27 protein-coding genes are annotated in these 22,913 nt (G+C 70.5%); 14 read left to right on the forward strand and 13 right to left on the reverse strand.

What is annotated here, in order from left to right; translation table 11 throughout:
- Positions 1-184 precede the first annotated feature (184 nt).
- Positions 185-562 (forward strand): VOC family protein, encoded by a 378-nt coding sequence (locus tag BJ963_RS01040; protein WP_089913102.1) that lies wholly within the window; start codon positions 185-187, stop codon positions 560-562.
- 13 nt (positions 563-575) lie between these two features.
- Here BJ963_RS01040 and BJ963_RS01045 read toward each other — a convergent pair whose 3' ends face one another.
- Positions 576-1,655, reverse strand: a complete 1,080-nt coding sequence (locus BJ963_RS01045; RefSeq protein ID WP_179453982.1) for an NADH:flavin oxidoreductase/NADH oxidase — start codon at positions 1,653-1,655, stop codon at positions 576-578.
- Between the two features lie 8 nt (positions 1,656-1,663).
- Entirely contained in the window at positions 1,664-2,281 is a 618-nt protein-coding gene (locus tag BJ963_RS01050) for an HAD family hydrolase (RefSeq protein WP_089916849.1), read from the reverse strand.
- Positions 2,282-2,367: 86 nt separating this feature from the next.
- On the opposite strand from BJ963_RS01050, the gene BJ963_RS01055 reads away from it, so the two are divergent.
- From BJ963_RS01055 to BJ963_RS01075, 5 genes are all read left to right on the forward strand, one after another.
- Positions 2,368-3,225, forward strand: coding sequence for an NAD(P)H-hydrate dehydratase (locus BJ963_RS01055; protein WP_179453984.1), 858 nt, complete (start codon positions 2,368-2,370; stop codon positions 3,223-3,225).
- A gap of 44 nt (positions 3,226-3,269) precedes the next feature.
- On the forward strand, positions 3,270-4,610 hold the full coding sequence (locus BJ963_RS01060; protein ID WP_179453986.1) for a glycosyltransferase 87 family protein: 1,341 nt from the start codon (positions 3,270-3,272) through the stop codon (positions 4,608-4,610).
- Positions 4,611-4,625: 15 nt separating this feature from the next.
- Positions 4,626-4,934: a thiamine-binding protein gene (locus tag BJ963_RS01065; RefSeq protein WP_089913090.1), complete on the forward strand. Its 309-nt coding sequence runs from the start codon at positions 4,626-4,628 to the stop codon at positions 4,932-4,934.
- A gap of 1 nt (position 4,935) precedes the next feature.
- On the forward strand, positions 4,936-5,184 hold the full coding sequence (locus BJ963_RS01070; RefSeq protein WP_179453988.1) for a hypothetical protein: 249 nt from the start codon (positions 4,936-4,938) through the stop codon (positions 5,182-5,184).
- Between the two features lie 128 nt (positions 5,185-5,312).
- Complete coding sequence (locus BJ963_RS01075) at positions 5,313-6,608, forward strand: MFS transporter (protein ID WP_179453990.1); 1,296 nt, start codon at positions 5,313-5,315, stop codon at positions 6,606-6,608.
- A 16-nt stretch (positions 6,609-6,624) separates the two neighbouring features.
- On the opposite strand, the gene BJ963_RS01080 is transcribed toward BJ963_RS01075, so the two are convergent.
- The 5 genes from BJ963_RS01080 to BJ963_RS01100 all read right to left on the reverse strand — a co-directional run bounded on the left by BJ963_RS01080 (position 6,625) and on the right by BJ963_RS01100 (position 12,370).
- Positions 6,625-7,278: a response regulator transcription factor gene (locus BJ963_RS01080; RefSeq protein WP_089913082.1), complete on the reverse strand. Its 654-nt coding sequence runs from the start codon at positions 7,276-7,278 to the stop codon at positions 6,625-6,627.
- Between the two features lie 32 nt (positions 7,279-7,310).
- Positions 7,311-8,528 (reverse strand): hypothetical protein, encoded by a 1,218-nt coding sequence (locus BJ963_RS01085; protein ID WP_089913079.1) that lies wholly within the window; start codon positions 8,526-8,528, stop codon positions 7,311-7,313.
- On the reverse strand, positions 8,525-9,691 hold the full coding sequence (locus BJ963_RS01090) for a sensor histidine kinase (protein WP_089913076.1): 1,167 nt from the start codon (positions 9,689-9,691) through the stop codon (positions 8,525-8,527). Before BJ963_RS01090 ends, BJ963_RS01085 begins: the two co-directional genes overlap by 4 nt.
- Before the next feature lie 16 nt (positions 9,692-9,707).
- Complete coding sequence (metX, locus tag BJ963_RS01095; protein WP_179453992.1) at positions 9,708-10,913, reverse strand: homoserine O-acetyltransferase MetX; 1,206 nt, start codon at positions 10,911-10,913, stop codon at positions 9,708-9,710.
- A gap of 134 nt (positions 10,914-11,047) precedes the next feature.
- Positions 11,048-12,370 (reverse strand): bifunctional o-acetylhomoserine/o-acetylserine sulfhydrylase, encoded by a 1,323-nt coding sequence (locus BJ963_RS01100; RefSeq protein ID WP_089913070.1) that lies wholly within the window; start codon positions 12,368-12,370, stop codon positions 11,048-11,050.
- 140 nt (positions 12,371-12,510) lie between these two features.
- On the opposite strand from BJ963_RS01100, the gene BJ963_RS01105 reads away from it, so the two are divergent.
- Together BJ963_RS01105 and BJ963_RS01110 are read left to right on the forward strand one after the other, a co-directional pair.
- Positions 12,511-13,284 carry an SDR family oxidoreductase gene (locus BJ963_RS01105; RefSeq protein ID WP_179453994.1) on the forward strand — a complete coding sequence of 258 codons (774 nt, stop codon included), beginning with the start codon at positions 12,511-12,513 and terminating at the stop codon, positions 13,282-13,284.
- 1 nt (position 13,285) lies between these two features.
- On the forward strand, positions 13,286-13,984 hold the full coding sequence (locus BJ963_RS01110) for a potassium channel family protein (protein ID WP_179453996.1): 699 nt from the start codon (positions 13,286-13,288) through the stop codon (positions 13,982-13,984).
- A 21-nt stretch (positions 13,985-14,005) separates the two neighbouring features.
- Here BJ963_RS01110 and BJ963_RS01115 read toward each other — a convergent pair whose 3' ends face one another.
- The gene (locus BJ963_RS01115) at positions 14,006-14,800 is read right to left on the reverse strand and encodes a nucleotidyltransferase domain-containing protein (RefSeq protein WP_179453998.1); all 795 of its coding nucleotides are present in this window, start codon (positions 14,798-14,800) and stop codon (positions 14,006-14,008) included.
- Positions 14,801-14,802: 2 nt separating this feature from the next.
- Positions 14,803-16,263, reverse strand: a complete 1,461-nt coding sequence (locus BJ963_RS01120) for an MFS transporter (protein WP_179454000.1) — start codon at positions 16,261-16,263, stop codon at positions 14,803-14,805.
- 42 nt (positions 16,264-16,305) lie between these two features.
- On the opposite strand from BJ963_RS01120, the gene BJ963_RS01125 reads away from it, so the two are divergent.
- The 5 genes from BJ963_RS01125 to BJ963_RS01145 are packed head-to-tail and all read left to right on the forward strand — an operon-like array spanning position 16,306 to position 18,963.
- Entirely contained in the window at positions 16,306-16,827 is a 522-nt protein-coding gene (locus BJ963_RS01125) for a phosphoribosyltransferase (protein ID WP_018190148.1), read from the forward strand.
- An 8-nt stretch (positions 16,828-16,835) separates the two neighbouring features.
- On the forward strand, positions 16,836-17,528 hold the full coding sequence (locus BJ963_RS01130) for a uracil-DNA glycosylase (RefSeq protein ID WP_179454002.1): 693 nt from the start codon (positions 16,836-16,838) through the stop codon (positions 17,526-17,528).
- A gap of 34 nt (positions 17,529-17,562) precedes the next feature.
- Positions 17,563-18,141, forward strand: coding sequence for a GNAT family N-acetyltransferase (locus tag BJ963_RS01135; protein WP_172824207.1), 579 nt, complete (start codon positions 17,563-17,565; stop codon positions 18,139-18,141).
- Positions 18,142-18,178: 37 nt separating this feature from the next.
- Positions 18,179-18,733, forward strand: a complete 555-nt coding sequence (locus tag BJ963_RS01140; RefSeq protein ID WP_179454004.1) for a DUF2781 domain-containing protein — start codon at positions 18,179-18,181, stop codon at positions 18,731-18,733.
- A complete protein-coding gene (locus BJ963_RS01145) occupies positions 18,733-18,963 on the forward strand; it encodes a hypothetical protein (protein ID WP_089913041.1) in 231 nt (76 codons plus the stop codon). Before BJ963_RS01140 ends, BJ963_RS01145 begins: the two co-directional genes overlap by 1 nt.
- Positions 18,964-18,970: 7 nt before the next feature.
- Here the strand turns inward: BJ963_RS01145 and BJ963_RS01150 are convergent, their stop codons facing one another.
- The 4 genes from BJ963_RS01150 to BJ963_RS01165 form a co-directional block, all read right to left on the reverse strand.
- Positions 18,971-19,345 (reverse strand): DMT family transporter, encoded by a 375-nt coding sequence (locus tag BJ963_RS01150; RefSeq protein ID WP_157696937.1) that lies wholly within the window; start codon positions 19,343-19,345, stop codon positions 18,971-18,973.
- Positions 19,346-19,536: 191 nt separating this feature from the next.
- The gene (locus tag BJ963_RS01155; protein WP_179454006.1) at positions 19,537-20,310 is read right to left on the reverse strand and encodes a hypothetical protein; all 774 of its coding nucleotides are present in this window, start codon (positions 20,308-20,310) and stop codon (positions 19,537-19,539) included.
- Positions 20,307-21,224 (reverse strand): ABC transporter ATP-binding protein, encoded by a 918-nt coding sequence (locus BJ963_RS01160; RefSeq protein ID WP_179454008.1) that lies wholly within the window; start codon positions 21,222-21,224, stop codon positions 20,307-20,309. The genes BJ963_RS01155 and BJ963_RS01160 overlap by 4 nt, the downstream gene beginning before the upstream one ends.
- Complete coding sequence (locus BJ963_RS01165; protein ID WP_179454010.1) at positions 21,221-21,646, reverse strand: GntR family transcriptional regulator; 426 nt, start codon at positions 21,644-21,646, stop codon at positions 21,221-21,223. Before BJ963_RS01165 ends, BJ963_RS01160 begins: the two co-directional genes overlap by 4 nt.
- A gap of 124 nt (positions 21,647-21,770) precedes the next feature.
- Between BJ963_RS01165 and BJ963_RS01170 the strand changes: the two genes are divergently transcribed.
- The gene (locus BJ963_RS01170) at positions 21,771-22,904 is read left to right on the forward strand and encodes an alpha/beta hydrolase family protein (protein WP_343037205.1); all 1,134 of its coding nucleotides are present in this window, start codon (positions 21,771-21,773) and stop codon (positions 22,902-22,904) included.
- The last annotated feature ends 9 nt before the right edge of the window (positions 22,905-22,913 follow it).

Consider the following 22,913-nt stretch of genomic DNA (forward strand, 5'->3'; position numbering starts at 1 on the left):
GGCTCGATCCGGGCAACGGGCTGGCAGAGGGAGGGTCGTCCATTTGCCCGCAAGTATATCGAGGGGGGATGCCGGGGGACCGTGGATTCCGGGGCGGATTCCCAGGCGGCGTAGACGCGGGATTCCAGTGGCCCCGATACCGGTGCATGCGCGTATGGTGCCGCCTGGATGAAGGAGGATCACCATGTTGGAGTCGTATGTGACGTACTCCGTCCTTCCTGCCTCCGACCTGCAGCGGGCCGTCGAGTGGTACCGCGACAAGCTGGAGCTCGAACCGGAGCGGACGACCGAGGGCGGGGTGCTGTACGGCACCGGGTCCGAAGCGAAGATCTACGTGTACGAGACCGGGAACGCCGGGACGGCGCAGAACACCGCGATGTGCTGGCTCACGCCCGACATCGAGGCCACGATGGCCCATCTGAGGGAGAGGGGTGTCGTGTTCGCGGACTACGACTTCCCCGGTCTGCACACCGAGAACGGGATCGCGACGGACGACATGGGCCGGTCGGCGTGGTTCCAGGACAGCGAGGGCAACTACCTCTGCCTCACGCAACCGGCCTGACCGGCCCCGTCGCTCAGCGCCAGCGGGCGCGGAGGTACTGCGGCGGCCAGTAGCCGATCTCGACGCCGAGCTCGTGGGCGGCCCGCAGGGGGAAGTGCGGGTCGCGCAGGAGCTCGCGCGCCAGCATCACGGCGTCCGCCTGACCGCTCTCGACGATCTCGGCCGCCTGCTGGGGCGAGGTGATGAGACCGACCGCGCTCACATCCACGTCGGAGGTGCTGCGCACGTGGTGCGCGAACGGCACCTGGTAGCCCGGGCTGAGCGGGATGCGGATGCCCGCCTGGATGCCGCCGCTGGAGATGTCGAAGAAGTCGGCGCCGGCCTCCTGCGCCCAGGTGGCCACCGTCGCGGTCTGGTCCTCGTCCCAGCCCCCCTCCGTCCAGTCGCTCGCCGAGAAGCGCACGAAGAGGGGCGCGTCCGGCGCCTCCTCGCGGACGGCCGCGATCACGCGCAGCAGGAGTCGCGCGCGGTTCTCCAGCGAGCCGCCGTACTCGTCGGTTCGCCGGTTGGAGATCGGGGAGAGGAACTGGTGCAGCAGATAGCCGTGCGCCGCGTGCAGCTCGATCACCCGGAATCCCGCCTCGGTCGACCGGCGCGCCGCCGAGCGGAAGTCGTCGACGACCGTGTCGATCCCGGCAGCATCCAGCTCGTCCGGGACATCGAGCCCGTCGAACGCGATGGGCGACGGAGCGACCGTGCGCCAGCCGCCCTCCGTCTCCGGGACGGAGCCGGTGCGGCCGTCGAAGCCCCACGCCGGCCACGACGACGCCTTGCGGCCGGCATGGCCGAGCTGGATGCCGGGAACGGCGCCCTGGCTCTCGATGAATGCGGTGATCGGCTTCCACGCGTCGCGCTGCTCGTCCGTCCAGATGCCGGTGTCGCGCGGGCTGATCCGACCCTCCGGGTCGACCGCGGTCGCCTCGGTGAAGACGATTCCGCTGCCGCCGGTCGCGAACGACCCCAGGTGGATCAGGTGCCAGGTGCCGGGGACTCCGGACTCGTCGAGCACCGAGTACTGGCACATCGGGGAGGTCCAGATGCGGTTGCGCGCGGTGACGCCGCGCAGGGTCAGGGGGTCGAAAAGAGAGGGCATATGACCATCTAAGCCGCGAGACCGTCCAGATATGCCCGGAGGTCGCTCGGCGACGTGAAGACGTGCCCGGCGATGCCGAGGGCTTCCGCCCCGCGCACGTTCGCCTCCTTGTTGTCGATGAATACCGTCTGCTCCGCCGTCACGCCGAGCTCGGAGAGCACGTGCTCGAAGATCTCCGCGCTTGGTTTGATCGTGCCGAGCTCGCCGCTGACGAACACCTTCTCGAAGAGGTCGCCGAGGGTGCCGTGGCGGAAGTAGGAGCCGAAGTCGCGGCCGGCGTTGGAGAGCAGCGCCATCCGCGTTCCGCCCTCCTTGAGGTCGAGGAGCACCTGGAGCGTGTCGTGGTCGATGGTCAGCCAGCTCCGGAAGTCGGCGAGCCACAGGCGGTGGATCTTCGCATCGCCCCAGTTCTCGCCGAGCTCGCGCTCGATGCCGCGCCAGTACGACTGGATGCTCAGCGTGCCCTGGTCGAGCGCGTCCCTGTGCCGCCAATAGGCCGGCCAGAACACCTTCGGGTCGCCGCCGGCGAGCTCGGTCAGGGCGGTGCGGTCCTCGTCGGACGGGGTCACCGAGATGACCTCGCCGTAGTCGAACACGATCACCTTTCCGGGGATGCTGATCGCCATGTTCACAACCTATCGTGAGGTCGGTAGGGGTTCGATGGGCCCGGGTCGCGGTGCGCGGCCGACGGGAGCGACGACGGGAGGCGCCGGTGAGCGACTGGCAGAGCTGGGACGAACGGGATGCCGCGGCGTGGATCGCCGTTCCGCAGGAGTCGAGCGACAAGTACTCGCGTGGCGTGCTCGGGGTGGTGACCGGATCCGACCGCTATCCGGGCGCTGCCGTGCTCGGGGTGGAGGGCGCCTCCCGGACCGGGGTGGGGATGATCCGCTACCTGGGCGCCGACCGTCCGGCCGAGCAGGTGATGCGCCGCCGCCCGGAGGTGGTGACGGCTCCCGGGCGCGTCCAGGGCTGGCTGATCGGCTCGGGGATGGATGCGGCGAGCCGCCCGGCGGACGACGCGCATCGCCTGCGCTCGGCGCTGCGTGACGGCACGCCGCTCGTCATCGATGCGGGAGCCCTCGACCTCGTCGGCCGTGCTTCGGCCCCGGTCGTCGTCACGCCGCACTTCCGCGAGCTCGCGACGATGCTCGCGGCCGGAGCGGACGACGACTCCGACGCGGTGACGGCCGACGACATCGCCGCCGATCCAGCCGCGTGGGCGGTCCGCGCGGCCGAGAGCCTCGGTGTGACCGTCCTGCTCAAGGGCCACACGACGTACGTCGTCGCGCCCGGCGGACCGCGCTACGCCGTGACCGCAGGACCCGCCTGGCTGGCGACGGCCGGGAGTGGGGACGTGCTCGGCGGTGTCCTCGGCGCCCTGGTCGCGACGCACGCCCGCGAGATCGACGAGGACGGCCACGCCGCGCTCGCCGCCCTGGCGGCGACAGCGGCCTGGATCCACGGGCGCGCGGGGGAGCGGGCGTCGGACGGCGGTCCGATCGTCGCCCTCGACATCGTCGGGGAACTCCCTGGCGTGGTGCGCGAGCTGGTGCGCGCGGCCGGCTGATCGGTTCAGGGACGCGTCAAGCGCATCCCCTAGGATGTGGCGCTATGGGGATGGATGCGGTGCCGCTGAGCGCCGCGCCGACCCCTCGGGCCGAGGCCGGGCTGTTGCGCCGCGTCGCCTTCAGCCCGCTGTCGCTCTGGATCGCGTTCCTCGCCGTCCACCTGATCATCAGCGGCCTCGCGCTCGACCAGGGCAAGGGCCTCGGCGACGTCTTCCTCGTCTACAAGCCGTGGGCGCAGCTCGCCGCCCAGGGCACCCAGATCGTCGGCGTCGACTCCGACTGGGTGTACCCGTTCGGCGCGATCGTCCCGGTCATGCTCCCTCTGCTGTTCGGCGCGGACGGTTATGTCTGGGCGTGGCTCAACATGGTGCTGCTGCTGAACGCGGCCGCCTTCGCGGTGCTGATCGTCGGCCGCGAGCCGCGTCGGCTGATCGCGGCCTGGTGGTGGCTGGGCTTCCTGCTCCTGCTCGGGCCGATCGCGGTCGGGCGGCTGGACTCGGTCTCGGCCTCCCTCGCGATCGTCGGGCTGCTCTGGCTGACGCTCCACGAGCGGGCGGCGGTCGTCGTGCTGACGGCGGCGACCTGGGTCAAGGTGTGGCCGGCGGCGATCCTGCTGGCCGCCGTCGTCGCGCTGCGCTCGCGCTGGCACATCGTCCTCGTCGCCGTGACGACCTCGGCGGTGATCGCGGCCGTGCCGCTGATCTTCGGCGCCGGGTGGCACATCCTGAGCTTCATCACCATGCAGACCGACCGCGGCCTGCAGATCGAGGCGCCGGTGAGCACGTTCTGGATGTGGCAGGCCGCGTTCCACGTGCCGGGCGCCGAGGTCTACTACGACCGGCAGCTGCTCACCTTCCAGGTCAGCGGTCAGGGGACGGCCACGGCCGGAGCCCTGATGAACCCGCTGTTCGCCTTGACGGCGATCGTCGTGCTGCTGATCGGCGTGCGGGCGTACCGGAGGGGAACGCCGTACACGCGCATCCTGCCGGAGCTGTCGCTGGCTCTGGTGACCGCCTTCATCGCGTTCAACAAGGTCGGCTCCCCGCAGTACGTCGTGTGGCTGGCCGCTCCCGTCGTGGTCGGGCTCGTCTACCAGGGCCGCGGTTTCCGCACCCCGGCGGTGCTGGTGCTGATCACCGCGGCGCTCACGCAGGTCTTCTACCCGTTCCTGTACGACTGGCTTCTGGTGCCCGATCCGAGCATGGTGGCCGTCCTGACCGTGCGGAACCTCATGTACTTCGTGATACTGGGCTGGACCGTCGTGGCGCTCTGGCGCCGGCGCCACCGCCAGGAGGCGGCCGGCGACCTGGTCCCGGCCCACGCGTGGCCGTTCCGCTCGACCCCCGGGGCTCACCCCGAACCGGTCGGCGGAAGCGCACGCTGAGAGAAGGAGGAACACATGCTGGTGGCATTCTCTGTCGCGCCGAGCGGTGGCGAAGGGGCCGACGCGTCCGTCCATGACGCGGTCGCTGCGGCCGTCCGCGTCGTGCGCGAGTCGGGCCTCCCGAACCGGACGGACGCGATGTTCACGACCATCGAGGGGGAGTGGGACGAGGTCTTCGATGTCGTCCGCCGCGCCACGGAGGCGGTCGGCCGCTACGGGACGCGGGTCTCCCTGGTGCTGAAGGCGGACATCCGGCCGGGGTACTCCGGCGAGCTCGACGGCAAGGTCGAGCGGCTCGAGGCCGCCCTGGAGCGGGGCGACTGACGTGGATGTCGACACCCTCCTGCTTCTGCTCTTCGGCATGTTCGTGCAGTTCGGGCCGTTCCTGATCATCGTCGCGGTGCTGGTGGGCGGCGTTCTGCTCGGCTGCGTCGTCGTCGCCATCGTGGGCGCCGTGCGCGCCGGCGTCTCGAAACCGGAGGAGACCCGCGACGTGGACGTCGCCCAGTTCTTCGAGGAGCAGGCCGCCGAGGCCGGGGCCGCGCCCTCGGCCCCCTCCGCACCGCGCCCCTAGACGCCACCGGCCGAGATGTGCGCCACATCGCGGTTCTGAGCCGCCCATTCGCGAGATGTGCGCCAAATCTCGTGCTGTGGAAGAGGGGTGCGGCGGCGGGTCGAAACGATTCGATATAGGCTGAGCGGGTGACCCCGCTTATCGACGGGCCGACGAAGCTGTCGTCGGCCCGTATCCGTCTTGCGCTGCTGGCGCTCGCCCTCGGTGGATTCGGCATCGGATCGACCGAGTTCGTCGCGATGGGCCTTCTGCCCAACATCGCCCACGACCTGCTGCCGCAGCTGTACGCCGCCTCGCCGACCGACGCCAACGCGCAGGCCGGCTGGATCATCTCGGCGTACGCGCTCGGCGTCGTCGTCGGCGCCCCGACGATCGCGGCGGTCGCCGCCCGCTGGCCGCGGAAGAAGCTGCTGCTCTGGCTGCTCGTCGCGTTCACCGTCGGCACCCTGGCGTCGGCGGTCGCCCCGACGTTCCAGCTGGTGATGGTCGCCCGCTTCGTCTCCGCGCTGCCGCATGGTGCCTACTTCGGCATCGCTTCGCTCGTCGCCGCATCCCTGATGGGGCCGGGCAAGCGCGGGCGCGGGGTCGCCTTCGTGCTGTCGGGGCTCACGATCGCGAACGTGATCGGCGTTCCGACCATCACCTGGATCGGCCAGCACAGCGGGTGGCGCATCGCCTACCTGGTCGTCGCGGCCATCTTCGCCCTGACCTTCGTGGCCGTCGCCCTGCTGGTGCCGTGGCAGGCGGGCGATGCGAAGGCGACCATGCGGAACGAGCTGCGGGCGTTCACCCGGCTGCAGGTGTGGGTGGCGCTGCTCATCGGGGCCGTCGGCTTCGGCGGCTTCTTCGCCGTCTACACGTACATCGCCCCGATCGTCACGACCATCACCGGGATGCCGGAGTCGACCGTTCCCCTCGTGCTCGTCCTCGCCGGGCTCGGGATGACGATCGGCAACATCCTCGGAGGCCGCGCGGCCGACCACAGCGTCCGGCGCAGCATGCTGCTGTTCTTCGTGATCCTGCTGGTGGGCCTCGCGGCGCTCTGGCTGACCGCATCCACCGTCGTCGGCCTGCTCATCTCGGTGTTCGTCGTGTCGGGCGCGTGCTCGGCGCTCTCGCCGACCATCCAGACCCGGCTGATGGATGTTGCACGTGACAGCCAGTCGATCGCCGCCGCGCTCAACCACTCGGCGCTCAACATCGCCAACGCCGCCGGTGCCTTCTTCGGCGGCCTCACGATCGCCGCGGGGCTCGGCTACCTGTCGCCGGTCGTCGTCGGAGGGCTCCTCGCGCTCGGCGGCATCGCGCTGGCGCTGATCTCGTTCGGCATCGACCGCTCGCGCATCCGCCGCGGCGTCGCCACCGGCTCGGTCGCGGCTCAGCGGCCGGCGGAGCGGACCCCGGTCTCCGCGCCCATCGACTGACGGACGCGGACGGCCGTCAGTCGTTCTGGAGCAGGATGCCGTCCTGGATGGCGCGCTTGCGCAGGGCGACCTTGGTGCCGACGTCGTAGCCGGCCACGCGGTACTTCTCGCGGATGCGCTTGAGGTAGCTCTTGGCGGTCTCGTCCGAGATCCCCAGCTGGAAGGCGACGGCCTTGACCGGCTCGCCTGCGCCGTAGAGCGCCATCACGCGCCGCTCCTGCGCGCTCAGCTTCGGGGCCCCGCCGACCTCGCCGGCGTTGAGCGCCAGGTCGAGCTCGGCCGAGATGAACGACTCGCCCATGCGCGCCGCGCGGATCGCCTCGACGATCATCTCGGCGTCCTCGCTCTTCACCAGGTAGCCCATCGCCCCGGCCGCCAGGGCCTCGCGGACGACCGCAGGCTCCGAGTACGTGCTCATGAGAACGGTGGCGACCCCGGTCGTCTTCAGCGTCGAGAGCTTCAACGAGATCGGGATGTTGTCCTTCAGGTCGAGGTCGAGGAGGACGACATCCACCGGGAACTCGGGATGCGTCAGCAGCTCCGGCCAGCTGGCGACGGCCGCGACCATCCGGATGTCGTCCGCCGCACTGCGGATCCACTCGGTCAGTGCTCCCAGCAGCATCTTGTGGTCGTCGACGATCGCGATCCTGATCGGGGGTTCCTCGCCCATGGGGTGCCTCTCTCTGTATCGAACCGGCTGGATCAGACCAGCTCGGCTGATGTGTCGCTCACCGTGGTGATCTCGATGCGCAGGGTCGAACCCGAGAACGACTCGACGTAGCGGCCCACCTTACGGATAGCTTGCCATGCCGCAGGGTCTACCCCGTTTCGCGGCACACCGCTGGTCGAGATCACGATAGCCATTGTGGCCCCCGGATTGGCGGTACGCGGGTAGGTGCCGACCGGCCGTGTCAGATCCAGGGTGAGCGTGCGCGGCTGGCCGGCTCCGCTGCGGACGGGGTCGCTGATCAGCAGCCAGACGGCGGTGAGCAGGCCGTCGCGCTGGTCGCGGCTCAGCCCGGCGGCGAGCCCGTCCGGATCGGTCAGGGTCACCGACGGGCCGAGGAGCGCCGATTCGGTGACGGCGTGGTAGAGCCAGGTCTCGCGGCGGCCCTGGATGAGGTGGAGGCGCAGCTCCGTCGCGATGGAGGCGGCGGCGTCCGCGGTGTCCTCGTCGAGCGGCAGCGCCGTGCGGCCGGTGGCGACGCCGTCCAGCAGGCGCTCAGCGGCGAGGTCGAGGCGGGCGAGCTCCTCCGAGGCCAGCATCCCGATGGCGTAGCCGGGCGAGACGACGGTGCTCTGCACCTGGACGAGGTCGAGCTCCAGCTGCACCAGGGTGCGCAGCGACCGCACGATCTGCACGCCGACGAGCGGCGGCGCCACCGCGATGGCCACCGTGACCAGCCCGGGGCCGAGGAGCTGCATGTCCGGCAGCGACCTCCAGACCTCGACGACCGCGAGGACGACGCCCAGCACCGCGGTGGCGAGGACGATGTCGCGCGCCGGGCGGACGGGAACGCACAGCAGAAGGGCCGGCCCGACGGCAGCGGCGGCGGTCAGGGGCACGATGGCGCCGCCGACCGGCCATGTCCCAGCGATGTCCAGCGCGACCGCGGCTGCCCAGACGCCCAGGGCGCCGAGGAAGAGCCAGGTGGGCAGTTCGTCGGGGAGCCGGAAGCGGAGCACGAGCGCGGCCACCAGCGTCACGGCCATGAGCACCCACGCGGTGACGGTGAAGCCCAGCAGCGGGTACTCGGCGATGTTCAAGCCGAACAGGGTGACCAGGAATGCGATCAGGGCGACCGTGGCCACGTTGAAGCCGAGGTCGAGGCGTGCGCGGCCGAGCGCATCCCGCTCGTCCCCGGCGGCGCCGCGTGCCAGCGGGCTGCGCGGAACCGTCCGCTCGTCGACCCCGGTCACTTCGGCACCTCCAGCACGACGGTCGTCCCGCTGCCGGGCGACGAGAAGAGGCGCGCGTTGCCGCCGACATCGCGCAGCCGCGCCACGATCGACTCGGTGAAGCCCAGCCGGCCGGTGTCGATGGATGCGACGTCGAAGCCTTTGCCTGCGTCCGTCACCATCGCCCGCACGTTCGTCTCGTCGTCGGTGATCGTGACGTGCGCCTCGTTGACGCCGGAATGCCTGCGCACGTTCTCCAGGCACTCGCCGAGGGCGAGCAGGAACGCGTCGAGCACGTCGCTCGGGAGCAGCACCTGGCCGGCGCCGTGCCAGTTCACCTCGAGTCCCATGCGGCGGAAGCGCTGTTTCACCGACTCGAGGGTGTTGCCGAGCGTCGACTCCTCCACCGGCTTGAGCTTGTAGTCGCCCGACCGCGCCGGGTCGGGGGTGAAGCCGAGGCGCAGCTGGCGCAGCAGCGCGGCGTCCTCGGCGGCCTGCTCCCGCAGCGCTCCGTGGCTGACGCCGACGCCGGAGTGCGCGAGCAGGGTGAGGGTGGCGAGCACCGTGTCGTGCAGCAGCCGGGCGCTCTGCCGGCGTCGCGCCTCGGTCTCGCTCGCCTGGCGCTCGACCCGATAGGCCCGGCTCATCGTCGAGATGCGCTTCAGGGTGCGCGGGACCGTGCGGGCCAGCCAGACGCCCGTCGCGGTCAGGGCGATCCAGCCCGTCACGGTGAAGACGAGGGTCTCGACCATCCGGGAGTGCGTCATCCCGAGCGTCACGCCCTGCGCGGTGACGGTCGCGGCCGCGGCCGCCACCAGCAGCACCAGACGACTGCGCGAGCTCACGCCGACCACGCACACGCAGGCGACGGAGGCGGCGCCGATCACGCTGACCGCACTGATCGCCGACGGCCCGAGTGCGGTCCCCGGCAGCAGGTGGATGAGGATGAGCGCGACGCCCGCGACGACGATGACCCACATCCACAGGGTCAGCCGCAGCAGGCCGGCCAGCTGCCACTGCGCGTAGCCGAGGCACACGATGAGGACCAGGGACGCCAGGTACAGGGGGAGGGGGAGCGAGCCGGGGATGCTCAGGCAGAAGAGCGCCGTGACCGTGGCCGTCAGCCCGACGGTGCGGGCCGTCGCAGCGAGGAGACGATCACGCTCCTTCTGGATGCGCGACATGCCCCTCCGTCCTCCATCACACGTCGAGCAGTCGCCTCAGCTGGGCGCTGACGACGTCGTCCTCGATCAGGAACCCGTCGTGGCCGAAGTCCGACCGGATCACCACTGGAACTCTACCGTCCAGCGTGTCCGGAACATGGTAGGCGATCTGCTCCTGTCCTTCGACGGGGAACAGCCGGTCGCTGTCGATGCCGACCACCAGGGTGCGTGCGGTGACGCGGGAGAGCGCTGCAGCGATTCCGCCGCGCCCGCGGCCGACATCGTGCGAGTTCATGGCCTCCACCAGCGTGATGTAGCTGTTCGCGTCGAAGCGGCGGGTGAACTTGTTGCCGTGGAAGTCGAGGTACGACTCGACGGCGAACCGTCCGCCGCCTCCGAGCGGGCTGATCTCGCTCTGCCAGGCCCGCTGGAAGCGCTCGTTCAGCTCGGACGGGCTGCGGTAGTTGAGCAGGGCCATGCGCCGGGCGAGCGCGAGCCCACGGTGCGGTCCGTCGCCGTCCTCGGCGTCGTAGTACTGGCCGCCGCGGAACAGCGGGTCGGTGCGCACCGCCTCGATCTGCACCGAGTTGAGGGCGATCTGGTCGGCGGTCGAGTACGGGGGAGCGGCGATGACCGCGAGCCGTTCGACCCGCTCCGGGAACATGACGGCCCACTCCAGCGCCTGCATCCCGCCCATCGAGCCGCCGACGACCGCGGCCCAGCGGTCCAGGCCGATGGCGTCGGAGAGGGCGGCCTGCGCGGCGACCTGGTCGCGGATGGTCGTGAACGGGAACCGGGCACCCCACTCGGCGCCGTCGGGCGCGAGCGACGCAGGACCGGTCGTCCCCTGGCAGCCGCCCAGCATGTTCGGGGCGACAACGAACCAGCGGTCGGTGTCGATGGCCTTTCCTGGTCCGATGATGCCCTGCCACCAGCCGGGCGTCCGGTGGCCGCGACCGGCGGGGCCGGCCGCGTGCGAGTCGCCCGTCAGCGCGTGCAGCACCAGCACGGCGTTGTCGCGCTCCGGCGAGAGGGCCCCCCACGTCTCATACGCGACACGGACGAACGGCAGGGTCTCGCCGCTCTCGAACGAGAAGGCGCCGATGCCCGCGAACTGCCGATCGCCCGCCGGGTCGGACTCCTTCCAGGCGCCGCTCGCCGGAGGCTTCCCGAGCAGCGTCCTCGCCTGCGCCTCCGTGATGAAACTCGACGGCGCCGTGTCGGCGGATGTCTGCCACTCCATAGCGACCATTCTCCCGGACCCCGCGCCGACCGCCCGCTCTGTTACGCCGCGCACCGCGCCCACCGTCGAGTACACAAAAACTGCACGCGAAACCGGAGTTTCGCGTGCAGTTTTTGTGTACTCGACGGGGGCGCCTAGGCGCGGGCGGCCTCGGCGACGGAGCGGGCGGCGGCCAGGCCGGCGCTGAGGTCGGCCTTCAGGTCGTCGACGTTCTCGAGGCCCACCGACAGGCGGACCAGGCCCGGCGTGACGCCGGCGGTCAGCTGCTGCTCGGGGGTGAGCTGCGAGTGCGTTGTCGATGCCGGGTGGATGACGAGGCTGCGGACATCGCCGATGTTGGCCAGGTGGCTGAACAACGAGAGGTTGTCGACGAGAGCGGCTCCCGCATCCACCCCGCCCTTGAGCTCGAACGAGAGAACGGCGCCGACGCCCTTCGGGGCGTACTTGTTGGCGGCCGCGTACCAGGGGCTGGTCGGCAGGCCCGAGTAGTTGACCGACGCGACGTCCGGGTGCGACTCGAGGAACTCGGCGATCTCCTGCGCGTTCTGCGTGTGACGCTCGACGCGGAGCGACAGCGTCTCGATGCCCTGGATGAGCTGCCAGGCGCTCGCCGGGGCGATCGCCGCTCCGAGGTCGCGGAGCAGCTGCACGCGCGCCTTGATGATGTAGGCGAGGGCGTCGCCGACCGCGGCGGTGTAGCTCGCGCCGTGGTACGACGGGTCCGGCTCGGTGAGGCCAGGGAACTTCTCGACGTTCTTCGACCACTCGAACGAGCCGCCGTCGACGATGATGCCGCCGATGACCGTGCCGTGGCCGCCGAGGAATTTGGTCGCCGAGTGGACGACGATGTCGGCGCCGTGCTCGAACGGACGGATCAGGTACGGCGTGGCGATCGTGTTGTCGACGATCAGGGGGACGCCGGCCTCGTGCGCGACCTCCGCGACGAGGGCGATGTCGAGGATGTTGATCTTCGGGTTGCCGATGGTCTCGGCGAAGAACAGCTTGGTGTTCGGCCGGACGGCGCGGCGCCACTCCTCGGCGTCGTCCTGGTTCTCGACGAAGGTGGTCTCGATGCCGAGCTTCGCGAGCGTGTACTTGAAGAGATTGTAGGTGCCGCCGTAGATCGAGCTGGAGGACACGATGTGGTCGCCCGCCTGCGCGATGTTGAGGACAGCGAAGGTCTCAGCGGCCTGACCGGAGGCGACGAGGAGGGCGCCGGTGCCCCCTTCGAGCGCGGCGACGCGCTCCTCGACGACCGCCTGGGTCGGGTTCTGGATGCGGGTGTAGATGTTCCCGAACTCGGCGAGGGCGAAGAGGTTCTTCGCGTGCTCCGCGTTGTTGAACACGTACGAGGTGGTCTGGTAGATCGGGGTGGCGCGGGCGTTGGTCACCGGGTCGGGAGCAGCGCCGGAGTGGATCTGCTTGGTTTCGAACTGCCAGTCGGCGGCGTCGGTCATGGCGTCTCTCCTTCGGGTCTGTGAGCGCGCGATGCGCACGGTATGCGAGCGGTCGGCCACCGCCGTTGTCAGCAGGCTAGACGCGCCGTCGCACCCGGGCAACGTATCCGAAACACGCCGTAACCCGCGACAATGAGGGCATGAACAGACGTGTGGTCGTGACGGGAGCGAGTTCGGGCATCGGGGCGGCGACGGTCCGCGCTTTCCGGAGCGATGGCTGGGACGTGGTCGCCGTCGCCCGCCGGGAGGACCGCCTGCGCGCGCTGGCCGACGAGACCGGCGCCGAGTTCGTCGTCGCCGATCTGACCAGGCAGGACGACGTGGATGCGCTCCGCGACCACCTGGCGGCGACCGGCGGCATCCACGCCCTCGTGAACAACGCGGGCGGTGCGCACGGGCTCGACTCCGTCGAGTCGTCCAGCGTCGACGACTGGGTGTGGATGTACGAGATCAACGTCATCGGCACCAAGCGGGTGATCTCCGCCCTCCTGCCGCTGCTGCGGGCGGGCGCGGCCGGGACCGGCCACGCCGACATCGCCGTCGTCACCTCCATCGCCGGCCTCACCGCCTACGTGGGAGGCGGAGGGTACAACGCCGCGAAGTTCGCCGAGCACGCCCTCACCGAGGTGCTGCGGCTGGAGCTGAACGGCGAGCCGATCCGTGTCGTCGAGATCGCGCCGGGGATGGTCGCGACGGAGGAGTTCTCGCTCGTCCGGTTCGGCGGCGACCAGGCGCGCAGGGACGCCGTCTACGAGGACGTGCCCGAGCCGCTCTCGGCCGAGGACGTGGCCGAGACGATCGTCCACGCGCTCACCCGCCCCCGCCACGTCGACCTCGACCTGATCGTGGTCAAGCCGGTCGCCCAGGCGGCGCCGTACCGGCTGCACAAGGGCGAGCTCCGGGTGAAGGGGTGAGATGGACGACGACGACGAGAAGCGCGAACGCTGGGAGCGGGCCACCGCCTGGCCGGGCATCACGGCCAGCGCCCTCTTCCTGGTGGCGTACTCCTGGAACATCCTGGATGAGACCAAGCCCCAGGCGCTGAAGGTCGCGCTGCTCGCCGTCCTCCTCGTCGTGTGGCTGTTCTTCCTCGTCGACTACGTCGTCCGCTTCTCGCTCGCACGGCACAAGCTCCATTTCGTCCGGAAGTATCCGATCGACCTGCTCTCGGTGTTCCTCCCGATGACCCGGCCGTTCCGCCTGCTGACCACGCTGCGGCGCATCCCGGGTCTCCGTGGGAACACGGCGTCCCACCTGCGCCGGCGGGTGCTGATCATCGCGGCGAGCTTCGTGCTGATGTTCCTCTACGTGATCGCGCTCGCCGAACTGCAGGCGGAGCGGGGCGCGCACGGAGCGAACATCCTCACCTTCGGCGACTCCCTGTGGTGGGCCTGCGTCACCCTGGCGACCGTCGGCTACGGCGACTACTACCCGGTGACCCTGCAGGGGCGTCTGCTCGCCGTGGTGCTGATGGCCGGCGGCATCGTCATCGTCGGAACCGCCAGCGCCACGATCGTGAGCTACCTGGCGGATCACACCCAGCACCTCCGTCGTGCCGGGGCGCAGCAGGAGGACGCGGAGCACCCGCACGACGGCAGGAACGACCGGGGCTGAGCACCCTCTCCCGGCCGGCCGTCAGCCCTCGGCGACCGCCACGCACGAGCGCAGCAGCGCGAGGGCCTGCCGGGCGTCCCGCACCGTGAACTCCTGGCGCTCGCCCGCCCGGTCGCGCACCGTCCGCTCCAGCAGCTCGGCGTGCTCGGGCCAGCGTTCCGCGGCGAACGTGGCGGCCGCCGTCTTCGAGAGCACGTCGCCGGTCTCGATCGTGGCGACCAGCCGGATGGGGCCGAGCGCCACCCAGCGCACGGTCTCGGACCGCACCGGGCCGTCGTCGGGCCGGTCGGCGATCTCCGCCTCGAGGCCGTCGCCGATGCGCTGCCAGTAGTCGAGGAGGTTGTCGCGCGAGAACGACACGATCCCTTGCGCGGTGCGCGGGTGGCGGTCGGCGACCGGCGACCAGATCACATCGCCGCCGTCGACGATGCCCTGAACGCCCGACTCCAGCTCCCGCCAGGTGATCCAGCTGAGCTGCGCGCCGGCCAGAGCGGAGACGAGGACGCCCTCGACCACCTGCGGAGCGGTCTGGACCACGTCGGGGCCGCGGGCGATCTCGGACTCGGTCAGGTAGACGCCGTCGATGTGCGGCTGGGATGCGGCGTGCAGCTCGGCGAGGGCGGGGAGGTCGTCGACCGGGTCGCGGGTGACGATGAAGACCACGTCGATGTCGCTGACCCCGGGATGCCAGTCCCCGGCGACGGCGGATCCGGTGACGACCGCGCGGCTCACCAGCCCGGGCGCGATGCGTCTCTGCTCCAGCAGGAACGCGGTGAGGGCGTCGGCGACGGCGGGTGGAAGCTGCTGCTCGGTCATGGTCACTCCAGGGCGGGTTCCGGATCCGCGAACGCGAGCCGCGGCACGAAGAAGAGCAGCACAGCGGCGACGAGTGCGCCCAGACCGCAGATGGTCCAGACGAGCATGTAGCCGACGAGGCTGGCGGCCGTGGCCGTCACGGTGGCGGCGCCCGCGAGCAGCACGACGCCGAAGACGGCGGACGCGAACGACCCGCCGATGGTCTTGGTGGTGTTCGTCAGGGCGGTCGCGACGCCGGTCTGCCCCCGGGGCGCCGCCGCGGCGGCCGCGGCGGGGAGCGCGCCGACGAGGGCGCCGGAGCCGATGCCGGCGATCGCCATGTTCGTGAACACCTGCCACGTCTCGAGGTGGAACGGCAGGAACATCAGGTACCCGACCGCCACGAGGAAGGCGGCGCCGATCAGGGTCACCCGCGGCGTCAGCCACGACGACACGAGCGGGAACAGCAGCGCCCCCACGATCATCGAGATGAGGTACGCGCCGATCAGGATGCTGCGCTGGCCGGCCGAGAGCCCCAGACCGTAGCCGTTGGCCGGGTCGGTGCCTGCGTAGGTGCTGAGCGGCGCCTGCGCGCCGAGCAGGCTGATCCCGATCAGACCGGCCGTGAGCTGCACCGGCCACATGGTGGGGCGGCGGAGCACACGGAGGTCGATGGCGGGATCGGCCTGGCGCAGCTCCCAGCGGCCGAACGGCACGAAGGCAAGCACCCCGACCGCGATCAGCACCCACACCCACCACGTGCCGACCCCGTTGAGCCGGAGGAACGTCAGGCCCGATGTGATGAGCAGCAGCCCGAGCGCCAGCAGCGTGAACCCGACGCCGTCGAGGCTGCGGCCGGGGACCGGTTCGGACTCGGGCACGCCGAACAGGATCGCGAAGAACACGAGCGTGACCGCGACGGCCGGCACCATCAGCGTGAGCGCGACACTCCCGCCGAGCGCCTCGAAGAGCAGTCCGGCGCCGATCGCGCCCACGATCGCCCCGGCCTCCAGGGCGACGACGAGCAGACCGGCGGCGCGCCGGGTTCCCGATGCGGCCGTCCCCGTGCGGCGTCCGCGATCGAAGATGAGCGCGACCTCCAGGGGAAGCCACACCACGTAGAACCCCTGCAGCGCGAACGCCAGCAGGTAGGTCGTGAAGTCGCCGGCGAAGGCGAGCCACCAGGTCGACAGCGCGGTGAGGGCGGTGGCGATGAGCAGGATGCGCTTGTGGCCGAACATGTCGCCGAGCTTCGCCAGCACGGGGACGACCAGGGCGGAGACGAGCAGCTGGGCGGCCTCGAACCAGTTGTAGTCGGCGTCGTGGATGCCGAGGTGCTTCACGATGTCGGAGATCAGCGGGACGTAGTAGCCCTGCAGGATGCCGCTGGTCAGCTCCACCAGGGCGAGCCAGCCGATCAGCCCCGCCGTGGTGCCGATGACGACCGCCGCCCGGCGTTGGGCCGACGTCTTCTCCGAAGTCATGCGCGGATGCTAACACCCGGGCGGCCCCGGTACGGTAGAGCAATGGCCAGCGAACTCGACGATTCCGGTGCAGACGTCCTTCAGGAGGCGGAACGGGAGGTCCTCGGCTGGTTGGAGTTCGGCGAGGCATCGCGTCATCTGGCCGGCGAGGTCGTCGAGTCCGGGTTCGAGCCGGACATGGTGGTCGCGATCGCGCGAGGCGGACTGCTGCTCGCCGGAGCCATCTCCTACGCGCTCGGCATCAAGGCGTGCGGCGCGCTGAACGTCGAGTTCTACACGGGTGTCGATACGCGGCTCCCGGAGCCCGTCGTCCTCCCGCCGATGCTCGACTCGGCAGCGCTCCAGTCCAAGCGCGTCCTGCTCGTCGACGACGTGTCCGATTCGGGCCGGACCCTGGCGATGGTCGTCGACCTGATCGCCGCCTCCGGCGCCGACGTCCGCACGGTGTGCCTCTACTCCAAGCCGCGGACCGTGCTGGAGCCCGACTTCGTCTGGCGCCGCACCGATCGCTGGATCACGTTCCCGTGGTCGGCCCTTCCGCCCGTGACGGCCGCGACCCACTGAGCGGCACCGTGCCGAAGACGCTGGCGGAGCTCGCCGCCGACGGTTCGATGGATCCGGGGTGGGCGACCGCCCTCGAGCCCGTCGCCGACCGGATCGCCGCGATGGGGGAGTTCCTGCGCGCCGAGGTCGCCGCGGGGCGGCACTATCTGCCCGCCGGCGACGCCGTCCTCCGGGCGTTCCGGGCTCCACTCGCCGATGTCCGCGTGCTGATCGTCGGCCAAGACCCGTACCCGACGCCCGGGCATCCGATCGGGCTCTCCTTCGCCGTCGAGCGGCACGTGCGGCCCCTCCCGCGCAGCCTGCAGAACATCTACCGGGAGCTGCGCGACGATCTGGGCATCACGCCGCCCCCGCACGGCGACCTGAGCGCGTGGTCCGACCACGGGGTCATGCTGCTCAACCGGGTGCTCACGGTCCGCCCGGGGGAGCCGGCGTCGCACCGCGGACAGGGCTGGGAAGCCGTCACCGAGCACGCCATCCGCTCGCTCGTCGCGCGCGGCCGCCCGTTCGTGTCGATCCTGTGGGGGAGGGATGCTGCGACCCTCCGGCCGCTCCTCGACGGCAACCCCGCGATCGAGTCGGCGCACCCGAGCCCTCTGTCGGCGTCACGCGGCTTCTTCGGTTCGAAGCCGTTCTCGCGAGCCAACGCGCTGCTCGCCGAGCGCGGCGGGAAACCGGTCGATTGGTCGCTCGAACCGTAACGCGCCCGCAATGCGGGCGACGTAGGCTGGACGGGTGCTGGAAGAGGAATACCAGGAGCGTCGGGTGCTGCCGCGGCACCTGCGCAAGCCGCCGCCCGCCGAGGCGCCGTTCGAGTACGCGATCCGCGAGGCGCGACCGGAGGACCTCCCGCACATCCGGGAGATCTACAACCACTACGTCGCCAACAGCACCGTCACCTTCGACGAGGATGCGATGACGCTGCGGGAGTGGAAGAGCAAATACGCGTACCTGACGAAGCTCGGGATGCCGTTCATCGTCGCGGAGTCGCCGACGGGGCAGATCCTCGGGTACGCGCTCGTGCAGCCGTGGAAGCAGAAGCGCGCGTACCGGTTCACGGTCGAGAACTCGATCTACCTGGGTGCCGCGTCCACCGGCAAGGGGCTTGGGCCGGTGCTGATGCAGGAGCTGATCGACCGGTCGAAGGCGGCCGGCCTCAAGGAGATCATCGCCGTCATCGCCGACAAGGGCGCGGAGGCGTCGATCCGGATGCACGAGAACTTCGGCTTCACCGAGATCGGCCGCATGGGCCGCGTCGGCTACAAGTTCGACCGCTGGCTCGGCACCGTGCTGATGCAGAAGTCGCTCAAGTGACGCGTGGTGGCGGCTGTGCGGCGCTAGGCTCGCCCTCGTGACCACCGTCAATCCCGAGACCGCCACCGGGACGGCTCAGGCCCCCTCCGCGGCGACGCCCGTGAATCTGCCCCTGCGCAAGCGGCCCTTCGACATCTTCTTCATCGTGATGTTCTCGCTGTTCATCGTGACGTGCATCATCAGCGATGCGATCCCCACGCTGGGGATCCCGCAGACGGCGACGACGACGAACATCCTGGCGCAGTGGAACTACACGTACTCGTCGCAGTACGACCCGCTCTACATGCAGGAGCCGCTGTGGCTGCGGTTCATCACCGGCACCAGCGCCTTCGTCTACCTGCCGTTCTACGTGCTGCTCGTGATCTGCCTGGTGAAGGGGTTCAACTGGATCCAGCTGTTCGCCGTGATCTACGCCACGATGATCATCAGCCTCACGGCGATCCCGATCTTCGGCGTCGAGTTCTTCGGTCCGGTGGGGCAGCGCACGCCCAACCCGGTCGTCTTCCTGCTCTACAACGGGCCGTACGTGCTGGTGCCGTTGCTGCTGCTCATCCGGATGCGCAAGCCGCTGCCGTTCACGAGGAGGTTCTGATGCCCCTGCTGGAAGACCTGACCGTCTACGAAGACGGCGACCGGTACGACGTCTACGACCACTCGTTCCCGGATGAGGACGCCGAGCTCGGCCGCGGCCGGCTGCTCGGCGCGGTGACCGTCACGCCGGAGGGGGAGTACGTGCCGACCGGCGAAGGTGCGCGCTACGAGTACATCGCCCCGGCCCGGACCCTGGACGAGGCTCTCGGGGCCTTCGTCGGCTCCGCCTGACGCGCCGTCAGGCCGGGTGCTTCGCGCCCAGCTCCAGCAGGCCGACGCCGCCGATCACGAGCACGAGCCCGGCGATCTGCACCCAGGTGAGCGACTCCTTGAAGAACACCCAGGAGATGATCGCGATCGCCGCGACGCCGACGGCCGACCAGATCGCGTAGGCGATCCCCAGCGGCACGCCGCGGCCGAGCGCCAGCGAGAGCGCGAAGAACGACGCGACGTACCCGACGACCACGATGACGAACGCCCACCACTTGGGGTTGTCGCCGGAGGTGAACTTCAGGAAGGTCGTCGCGACGACCTCGGTCGCGATGGCGACGGCGAGAAACAGGTAGCCCAGCACGGAACACACGCTAGCGAACGACAAAGCGCTCTCTGGCATCCCGCTATGAGTTCACCGCACGTTCTGTCGCGCGTCGCCGCAGCGGCTTAGCCTGACGGCGACGACATCGTCGGACGGCGTGGAGACCGCGCCGGCCGAGTGAGGCCGATGGCATGAAACCGTGGCCGGGAGCGCGAGACTCCCGGCCACGTCCATGTCCGGCGCCGGAACCCTCAGCTGCGCCGGACCCCTCAGCTGCGCGGGGTCGCCCGGCCCAGCACCGCGTACCCGGCGACAGCGGCGAGGGCGGTCGGCAGCAGCAGCCACGCCGTCACGCCGATCGGCCCGTTCGCGGCGAACCAGTCGCCGACCGCCGGCCAGCTCTGCGTGAATGTGATCAGCGCGATCGCGCCGACGACCAGGAGGGCAAACGCCGCTCCGGCCGCGAGGATGCCGTTCATCCGCCACCGCATGAAGAGCGCGGCGGAGAACGCACCGACGGCGAAGAAGAACAGCATGGCGGCGAACACGGTGAACAGGCGCCCGCCCAGGCTCTCCCCGGAGAAGTACACCGACGTGAACAGATGGCCGCCGAGGCCCCAGCCGTTCGTCCACTCCTCGATGGCCGAGAGCAGAGTGAAGCCGACGGCGTATCCGGCAGCGAGAAGCAGGAAGGTCAGCCCGGAGCCGAGCGCGAAGTCGCGTCGGGTGCTGCTGTAACCGAGCGCGAAGGGGAACGTCGCCGAGATCACCTGGATGCCCACCACCAGCATGTAGACGAAGATGTAGAACGCGCCGCCGCTCCACTGCGTGCCGTCCATGGCGTCGGCGCGGTCGGCGGGGGCGGTGGCGGCCCAGATGATCCACCAGATCAGCCAGTTCACCACCCCGATGAAGAACATGATCATGGCCGGGATCCAGATCACCGTCCACTTGTTGACGAGGTTGAGGCGGACGACGCGCCAGATGCGGCGCCCCGCCGGGGGCGCGGCGATCAGCGCGGGGGCCGGGGTCGCGGTGGTCATGCGGTCTGCTCGATTCCTGTGTCACGGACGTCCGTCCTGCGGACGATCAACTGCTGGAGGGACACCGGCGCGAGCTCGAGGCCCGCCGCCGCTGCCTGGGAACGCTCGGAGGCGCTGAGGCCGGCGACCGTCACGGAGGCGAGGCCTCCGATGCCGTCGCGATGCAGCACGTCCCGTGCGTGCACGAACTCGTCGACGGCCTCGCGCGGGCCCACGACCGTGGTGGCGGAGGTGCGTAGCGTCTCGGCGTCCTCATCCATCAGGATGCGGCCCTGGTCGATGACGATGACGTGCTCGAGGAGGTTCGCCACCTCGTCGATCAGGTGCGTCGACAGCACCACCGTGCGCGGGTGCTCGGAGAAGTCTTCGAGCAGCCGGTCGTAGAACAGCTGGCGGGCCACAGCATCGAGGCCGAGGTACGGCTCGTCGAAGAAGGTCAGCGGAGCGCGCGACGCGAGCCCCACGATGACCCCGATGGCGGAGAGCTGGCCGCGGGAGAGCTTCTTGATGCGCCGGGTGAGCGGCAGCCGGAACTCGTCGACGAGCTGCTCCGCGTACTCGGCGTCCCAGTTCTCGAAGAACCAGGGCGCGCTGCGCAGCACGTGCTTCGGCTGGAAGTCCTCCGGGTAGCGCTGGCTCTCCTTGATGAAGCAGAGGTTCTGCAGCACCCGCGCGTTCTCGGTGGGCTTCTCGCCGAACACGTGGATGTCGCCCTGCGTGGCGAAGTCCTGCCCGGTGATGAGCTGCATCAGGGTGGTCTTCCCTGCGCCGTTGCGGCCGAGGAGGCCGTGGATGCGGCCGGGCGTGATGGTGAGGGACACGTCGTCGATCGCGGTGAACGATCCGAACCGTTTGGTCAGGCCCGACACCTGCACCGCCGGGGTGATGGAGGTCGGGGCGGGGGCGGCGCTCATGCGCGCACTCCTTTCGACGGGGACGCCGCCGACGGCGTCGTCCGGGGTTCCGGGGTGGCCGGCCGCTGGTCCGCGGCCGCCTGGATCATGTGGGTGAGCTGCTCCGCGCCGATGCCGAGCTTCGCGGCCTCCGCGAGGAGCGGGCGGAGGTACTCGTCGCTGAACGCGTCGCGTCGTTTGGTGACGAGCCGCTCGCGTGCGCCGTCGGAGACGAACATGCCGATGCCTCGTTTCTTGTAGAGGATTCCGTCGTCGACCAGGAGGTTCACGCCCTTGCCCGCGGTCGCCGGGTTGATCCGGTAGAAGGCGGCGAACTCGTTCGTGGACGGCACCTGCGTCTCGGCGGGGTAGACCCCGTCGATGATGTCGTCTTCGATCTGCTCGGCGATCTGGACGAAGATCGGCTTGCCTTCGTCGATCACGCGAGCTTCACCGGTTCATTACTCATGTAACTAACCAACCAGGCGACCTCGCGTTTGTCAAGAGCCGGCTTCCGCGTCACGAAGCGGGTCCTCGGTGCGTCCCCCGGGTATGGGCTGGATTCTCGTGACTCTCGCAGCGCTCGGCCTCGCGTGGGCCGGCGTGCTGTGGGGCGTGCGCAGTGCAGGACTGCGTCTGGCGCGCGCGGTGGTCCGGCCGCGCGAGCGGCGGGCGACCCGCATCCACCGGATCTCCGACACCAGCGTGACGCTCGACGCCGACCGCCGGACCCTGCACCGCGGCCAGTTCGGGCTGTGGTTCGGAGACGGCGGTCACGCGGTGATCGGCCACCTGCGATCGCACGACGTCCGCGCGCGGACGGTGACGCGTGAAGTGCTGACGGTGACCGGCGACCTGGCGTCGGCCGGCGCCGGCTACTGGACGGGGCACCTGCATGCGGGCCCGGCCGCCCTCGGGCGCGACTTCCAGGAGGTGCTGCTGGCGGTGCCCGCCGGCACCGCGCCGGCGTGGCTGATCGAGCCGGCGCGGCCGGCGCTTCCGGCGACCTGGGCGGTGCACATCCACGGACGCGGGACCAGCCGGGTGACCAGCCTGCGCTCCGTTCCGGCGGTCGACGCGCTGGGCATGGTCTCGCTCGTCGTCAGCTACCGCGGAGACGGAGAGGCGTCCCCGTCGCCAGGAGGAGCCTCGACGCTCGGGCTGCGGGAGTGGGAGGACGTGGATGTCGCGATCGGCTACGCCGTCGCCCACGGCGCCCGGCGCGTGGTGCTGGTCGGGTGGTCGCTCGGCGGCGCGATCGCCCTGCAGCTCGTCGAGCGCAGCGCCTTCCGCGCGCTCATCCACCGGTTGGTGCTCGTCGGGCCCGTGACGGACTGGCGGGCCGCGATCCACTCCGGCGCGGCCGAGCGCGGGCTGCCACGATGGGCCGGGACCGCGGCCATCCGAGCGCTCTCGGACCCGCGCAGGAGCACAAGGCTCGGCCTCCCCGAGCCGATCGACTTCGAGCGGCTGGACTGGTCGCGTCCTGGGCGCCTCCCGGTCCCGACGCTGGTGATCCACTCCGAGGGCGATCGACAGGTCCCCCTCGCCTCGTCCGTCCTGCTGGCCATGGCGAACCCGCGGACGGTCCGGCTGGTCGAGCTCTCGCCGGCCGACCACTGCTGGGAGTACAACGTCGACCCTGCGGCGTTCAACCGGGCGGTGATCGACTTCCTCCAGGCCGACCACGACCTCGGCTAGCCTGGCCCC

This window comes from Leifsonia soli (assembly GCF_013408745.1).
GTDB lineage: Bacteria > Actinomycetota > Actinomycetes > Actinomycetales > Microbacteriaceae > Leifsonia > Leifsonia soli.